This is a genomic window from Corallococcus sp. AB032C (assembly GCF_003668935.1).
Classification (GTDB): domain Bacteria; phylum Myxococcota; class Myxococcia; order Myxococcales; family Myxococcaceae; genus Corallococcus; species Corallococcus exiguus.
The window spans coordinates 22778-28875 of the sequence record NZ_RAWP01000120.1; the positions used below are offsets into that span (position 1 = coordinate 22778).

3 protein-coding genes are annotated in these 6098 nt (G+C 68.8%); 1 reads left to right on the forward strand and 2 read right to left on the reverse strand.

Annotation, left to right across the window (positions count from 1 at the left end):
* Nucleotides 1–30: 30 nt before the first annotated feature.
* Nucleotides 31–1731 (reverse strand): DUF4215 domain-containing protein, encoded by a 1701-nt coding sequence (locus D7X99_RS35365; RefSeq protein ID WP_121781615.1) that lies wholly within the window; start codon nucleotides 1729–1731, stop codon nucleotides 31–33.
* 166 nt (nucleotides 1732–1897) lie between these two features.
* Between D7X99_RS35365 and D7X99_RS35370 the strand changes: the two genes are divergently transcribed.
* Entirely contained in the window at nucleotides 1898–4615 is a 2718-nt protein-coding gene (locus tag D7X99_RS35370) for a hypothetical protein (RefSeq protein WP_121781616.1), read from the forward strand.
* A 24-nt stretch (nucleotides 4616–4639) separates the two neighbouring features.
* On the opposite strand, the gene D7X99_RS35375 is transcribed toward D7X99_RS35370, so the two are convergent.
* The gene (locus tag D7X99_RS35375) at nucleotides 4640–5665 is read right to left on the reverse strand and encodes a lipase family protein (RefSeq protein ID WP_121781617.1); all 1026 of its coding nucleotides are present in this window, start codon (nucleotides 5663–5665) and stop codon (nucleotides 4640–4642) included.
* Between the last annotated feature and the right edge of the window lie 433 nt (nucleotides 5666–6098).

Genomic DNA, 6098 nt, shown 5'->3' on the forward strand with positions numbered 1-6098 from the left:
CAGGCCCCGCCCGGGACGCTTCCGGGGCGGCTATAGCTCCAGCTTGCAGGTGGCGCTGCAGCCGTCACGGCTGACGGTGTTCCCGTCGTCGCATTGCTCGTCCTGGTTGAATTGCACGACCCCGTCGCCACAGCGGATGCCGAGCAGGCAGCCCGGGGCGCATTGCCCGTAGCCCCCCTGGTTCGAGCCGTCGTCGCACTCCTCGCCCTCGTCCAGCCTGCCATTGCCGCAGGCGGAGATGCACACCCTGGGCTCGCTGGCCGGCCGGAAGGAGGAGAGTTGCAGCTTGTAGCTCGAGCCCGAGGTGAGGCGTTCCGCCTGGAACACGGCGACCTCATAGATACCGTCTGGCTGGAGGCCCAACGCGGACGCCCGGCCCGCGAGGTCCACGGTCGAGGTCATGCTGGGGTGAACCCCTCCCAGGTCGATGGCGAGCTTCCCGTTGATGAAGACCCAGACGTCGTCGTCTCCCGTGAAGAGGAGCTGCTCGGTGCCCACGTACTCGAACCAGAAACGCGTCTCGCTGGTGAAGCTGTAGTTGTGCGCTGCTCCCGCGCTGTCCGGACGCGTCGTCTCCTCCCCCTCGGCCACCCAGCCCTTGCCGTCGAGCGGGAAGAAGGTCGTGTCCTCGAACAGATACGAGAGGGCGTTGGGAGAAGGGGTCCGCGACAGGGGCAGCGTGGAAACGACGGGCAGGTTGACGTTGATCACGTCGCGAAACCATTGGTCGAAGGACACCACTCCATGCGTCGTGGCGGAGGACACACCTGTCTTGGCATAGACGGGCTTGCCGGCCGGGCCCAGGGTGGCCTGGACGATGCCTGTCTCCTGCCCGTTCGCGTTCTGGAAGTCGACGTGGCCATTGGGCAGGTCATTCCCCCGGAAGTCGCGGTAGACGATGGGGAGACTCAGCATGGACAAGGGCTCTGAGAGGACGCAGGCGAAGCCCTCTTCGATTTGACAGCTCGAGGAGCAGCCATCGAAGTCGCGCAGGTTGCCGTCGTCGCACGCCTCTCCGGCCGTGAGGATGCCGTCGCCACAGACGGCCTCGCAAATCCCATTCACGCAGCGGGGCTCCCGCTGGCACAGCGGCGAGCAGCCATCGCCCAGGTCGTTGTTGCCGTCGTCGCACTGCTCGGTGCCTTCCACCTTGCGGTCGCCGCAGGTCGTCTTCGTGCACTGCTTGCCCACGACCTGGCACTTGTAGCCCTGCTCCAACCGGCAGGAGGAGTCACAGCCATCGCCATTGTCCCTGTTGCCGTCCTCGCATTCCTCCGGGGCCGCGATGATGCCGTCGCCGCAGCTCGCGGCGTGGCACCTCAGACCACCGGCGCCACAGTTCCACCCCGGCTCGACCTGGCAGCTCGCGCTGCAGCCATCGCCGCTCGTGGTGTTCCCGTCGTCACATCCCTCGCGGCCCTCCTTCTTTCCGTCACCACAGATGACCGGGGAACCCGCGTCGACAGGGTCGGTGCCGGCATCCGTGGTGCCTGCGTCCTCAGGACCCGCGTCCAGCGTCCCGGCGTCCATGCCCGCATCATCATCGGGCAGCGTCCCGGCGTCCGAGCCGGCGTCGTCTTCAGGCTGCGTCCCGGCATCCGCCCCGGCGTCCATCTCGGAGCCGGCGTCCTGGATCCCGGTCGAGGCATCGGGCCGGGTCCCCGCGTCGGAATCCGGAGTGGTGTCATCTCCACAGGCCGCGAGTGAGAGCAGGAGGGCCGCGCAAAACATTCGCGCCGACAGGGATTGGCGGGAGCCATTCTGGGTCTTGTTTGTCATACGGGGCGCGCATGCTGTGAGCGCTGAAAGCGGGTGTCAAAGGGTTGCTGGCTTTTGTTTGTGTCCGACTCCAAGGACATCCATGCTGGGAGTCACACCCGCACACGAGACCTCACGGATGCCAGACCTGAAGAACGTCATTCTTTGCCTGGGCGTGCTCCTCCTCATGGGGTGTGCCAGCGGCCGCGACACCACGCCTTCGAATGCGGACCACTGGCTGCTGGCGCTCGCGACGGACGGAGAGCCGACCGCGACGGTGGCCCTCAACCTGCGGCTGCTGAAGACAGCGAGCGCGGATCCAACCTGGAAGGACGCGGTCGAGTCCGCCGAGCAGCACCTGTTGAAGCTGGGGAACATCCCGCCCCGGCACCGGGCCCTCGTCCTGGACACGTTCTCGTCGTTCGCCGCGGGCCTGATGCAGACCCCTGGCGGAACGGCACCCTTCCGGGTGTTCGCCTCCCATGGCCCGGAGGACGCGGCGCTGGAGGTCCTCCAGACGGCGCGGATCATCGAAGCCACGAAGGACGGGGACTACGTCCTCATCGACCCGGAGACGTGTGAGCGCGCGGGCCCCTTGCGGCTGCTCAAGACGAAGCAGCTCCTCGCGTTCGTGCCTCCGGGGCTCGCGGCTGACGTGTCGGCCCGGCTCGCCCGGGAGCCCGGCCAGAAGATGGAGCCGCTGTTCATCGCCCAGGGGGGCGTCGAGGTGGGGCCGGTCCTGGAGCCGTTCGTCCCCGGCCTCCTGATGCTGGCCATCCAGCAGTTCCAGGCGACGGATGCGGCCCGGCGCATCTCCTTCACCGCGCGAGCGGACGCGAGCGGTGCCATCCGGGCGGACGTGGAGTTCGCCGGGCCCCACCCCGAACGCATCCAGGCGCTCTGGGAGCGAGTGACCACCAGCGAGTCAGCGCTGCGGACCGTGGTGGCCTCCTCCACGAAGCTCCAGGCCGGCAAGGACGTCCTGCGCATCACCTTCGACGTGAACGCCCTGCGCGCGCAGTCCGCCATGCTCCGGCGAGCCTTCTCTCCCTTCAGCGACGAGCCGCTGCCCTCGGAGAACCTGGAGGACCTCCGCGAGGACGCGGTGCTTTCACCCGAGGCCGTGGTCTCCTACCCGGAGACGCTGACGCCCGAGTCCTTCCTCGCCCTCTCCGGTGACGGCTGCAGCCCCAGGAAGGGGCAAGACCTGGACGAGACGCGGAAGCTGCGCCTCGCGTTCACGTCCCTGCGCGCCTCGTTCATCACCCCCGAGGCCGACCACCTCCAGCTGACCGCCCGTGTCTGCCAGCCCCGCGACTACGTTCCGGTCCTCGCGCGACGCAAGCTGATGGAGCTGCGCGTCCAGCAACCGGAGCTCCACCGCCCCCTGTGTGGCCCGCTGGCCGCGAGCCCGGACGGGATGAAGGTCGGGGAGGACTTCTCGGGTGAGAACGCCTCTCGCGGTCAGGTGGCATCCCACCACGCCCAGTTCGCGCTCAAGCCCGGCGTGGACGCCCAGACGCTGCCGGCCATCTCGGGGTCGGTCACCGTGCATGTGCCTACGCGAATCCGGAGCATCCGCCTGCCCTTCGCCGCGCCCTTTGCCCGGGCGGAGCAGACCTTTCCCGACGGGAAGCTCTTCGTGGAGGGACTGCGCATCCACCTGGGCACCCTGACCTTCCAATTGGGGAGCGAGGGCACGCCCCCGACGGTGCTCGCGGTGCGGGCCCTGAACGCGGAGGGGAAGTACCTCAGGACCGAGGCACGCCCGGGCCTCACCATGGTCCTGTCGCTCCCCCTCTTCGGCGTGCTCTCTCCCGACGCGCCGCTGTTCACCGTGGACGGGAGGCCCGCGCAAATTGAGCTCATCCTGGTGGACGCGACCACGCCGTACACCCGGCCCTTCACGCTCACGCCGCCCTTCCCCTCCGGGAACGCCGCGGCCAGGGACGCCGAGGCGCTTCCGCTCGCGCTGATCGATCAAGCCCTGTTCGAGCAACAGCTCATGTCGCCGGAGTCGGTCGCGCGGAGGACCGCGTCGTTCAGCGGCGCCGTGAAGAAGGACGCGCTCCCCGCGGCGCTCCCGCCGAACGCCCCTGCCTCTCCGTTCCACGCCTGGCTGATGACCGACGGTGTCTTCCGCGGGGACGTCGAGTTCTCCTGGCCGGACGACGTGCAGGAGGCCTTCGCGCAGGCGGATACACCCGTCACGCTGGAGCTGCTCGAAGCGGACTTCGCGGACGGGACGCGCCTGCGCGCGGCGGACATCGAGGCGGTCGATGAGGAGGACCGGTACGTCTGGAACAACGGCTATGGCCAGCAGCTCAAATGGAGCACCACGTTCTCGCCCGGGCGGAGCTGGAGCTTCACGCTCCGGGACTACATCCCCCACCAACTCGAGCGGGTCCCCCTGACGAGGCTCAAGGGGCAGTTCTCCTTCGCCCTGCATGAGAAGTGGGTCGCGTCATCCCCCACGGCCCTGAGCCTGCACACGGAGGCCCGGCTGGAGGGGGGCCGCTTCAAGGTCGAGAACATCGAGCCGGGCCGCATCCGCATCCAGAGTTACGACACGGGCCAGGAGGGTTTCTCCGCGGTGTTCGACGACGCCAAGAACCGCCCGGTTGACTCGGTCCTGACGAAGCGGACGGACTTCGACGACGCGACCTTCATGCTCGACTTCGAGACCCAAAAACCCGCGCACCGCTGGCGGATGATCCAATCCCAGGGCGCCTCCAAGACGTATGCCTATCCGTTCGAAATCCTCGCCCAGGCGCCCGTGGCCCCCACCACGCCCAAGCCCGTCCCCGCCCGGAAGGCCGGGCCCACGCGGAAGGCCAGCCCCACCCGGAAGAAGTGAGCGGGGCCGGAACGGACGAAGGCCCTACTTCGCCGCCACCTGACGGCCCGGAGGCTGGGCCACCGGGCGCCGCGGCAGGGCCTTCGCGGACGCCTGTGCGCTCGCCACGGCGTCCGCGGTGGGCGCCACGCTGGTGTCCTGGAGCGGGTTGCCCTGGCTGTCCGTGTAGACGCCATCCGAAAAGGGGCCCACGTAGAGCTGGGGCGTGGCGGGCAGCGCCTGGGTGAGCACGGTGAGGTAGTTGTCCATCTCGTGCCGGATGGTCGCCTCCTGCGTGCTGGTGTCGTTCAGCGTGTTGTAGAAGAGCACGTCGAACTCCACACCGACCTGCGTGTAGTTGGGCGCCAGCCACGACGGCGGCAACGTGGGCACCACGTCGTACTGGTTGACCACGCGCACCGTCACCGGACTCGTGACGTATTGGGTGTAGGCCGTCCCCCACGAATCCGCGAGCCCGGCCTTCGGCGCCGCGAACGTGACGGTCGTCACGCTCAGCGACGGCTGGCTCACCGCCAGGTCCAACGCCAGCAACTCCGCCAGCCCTCCACCCAGGCTGTGGCCCGTCACGTAGAGCGTCTGGATGTTGTTCGCCTTCAGCCACGCGAACACCTGCGCCTGCATCGACCGCGGCACGGAGGTGCTCGTGCCGGTGTAGATGCCCCAGAAGCCGCCATGCACCTGTGGCACCGGCGACAGGGACGTCCCGGAGTACGGCGCGAAGGACGTGGTGGAGTACTGCTCGTCCGCGCTCGTGTCCGCCGACGTCACGGTCCCGCGCAGCGCCAGCATCGCGGTGGTCGAATCCGCGTCGGAGCTGAACCACAGGCCGAACGCCTCCGCGACGCCGCCCTTCTGAGGCACCCACGCCGTGAGGTTGTCCGCCTGCGTCCAGCCCGAGGGCACGGAGTAATCCTTGCCATTGAAGGCGGCGTAGGCCGCGACCACGCCCTGCCCCATGCCCAGCACCTGGGTCGCGTCCAGCACGGGCTCGGGCGGCGTGGCCTGCGGGCTCGGCTGCGGACGGACGGCGGCAACGGTCGAGGTCGTCATGTTCGGCTCCAGGAAGGTGTGGCGGGTGGAACGGGGCGACGCCTGTCGCCATCCGTTGCCAGGCACCGATTGCAGCGCCCATGCCGCACGCGGCGTCCCCTGGAGGCCCTCGCGGCGAGGGGGTTCACGCGCGCCTTCGACGCGTCGGTCGACGCGACGCCCGACGCAAGGCCGCCCCTGGTGACTGCAAACATCAACGCCTGACGGCAGTCACCAGGCGCAAGCCCATGGGCCGGGGCCGTACCTCATTCGCGCCCAGCAAGATCAACGACTTATGCGCGCCCTGAGGGGTCCGGGGCGTTGGCATGCCCGCTGCTATGGGTGTCCTCGTCGCTGAAAGCAACACGCACTCCCCTTCCAGAAAAGAGACACGTCATGGCCATCCGCTCCGCTGGTCGCTCCACCCCCTCCATCCCGTCCACCGCCTCCAAGC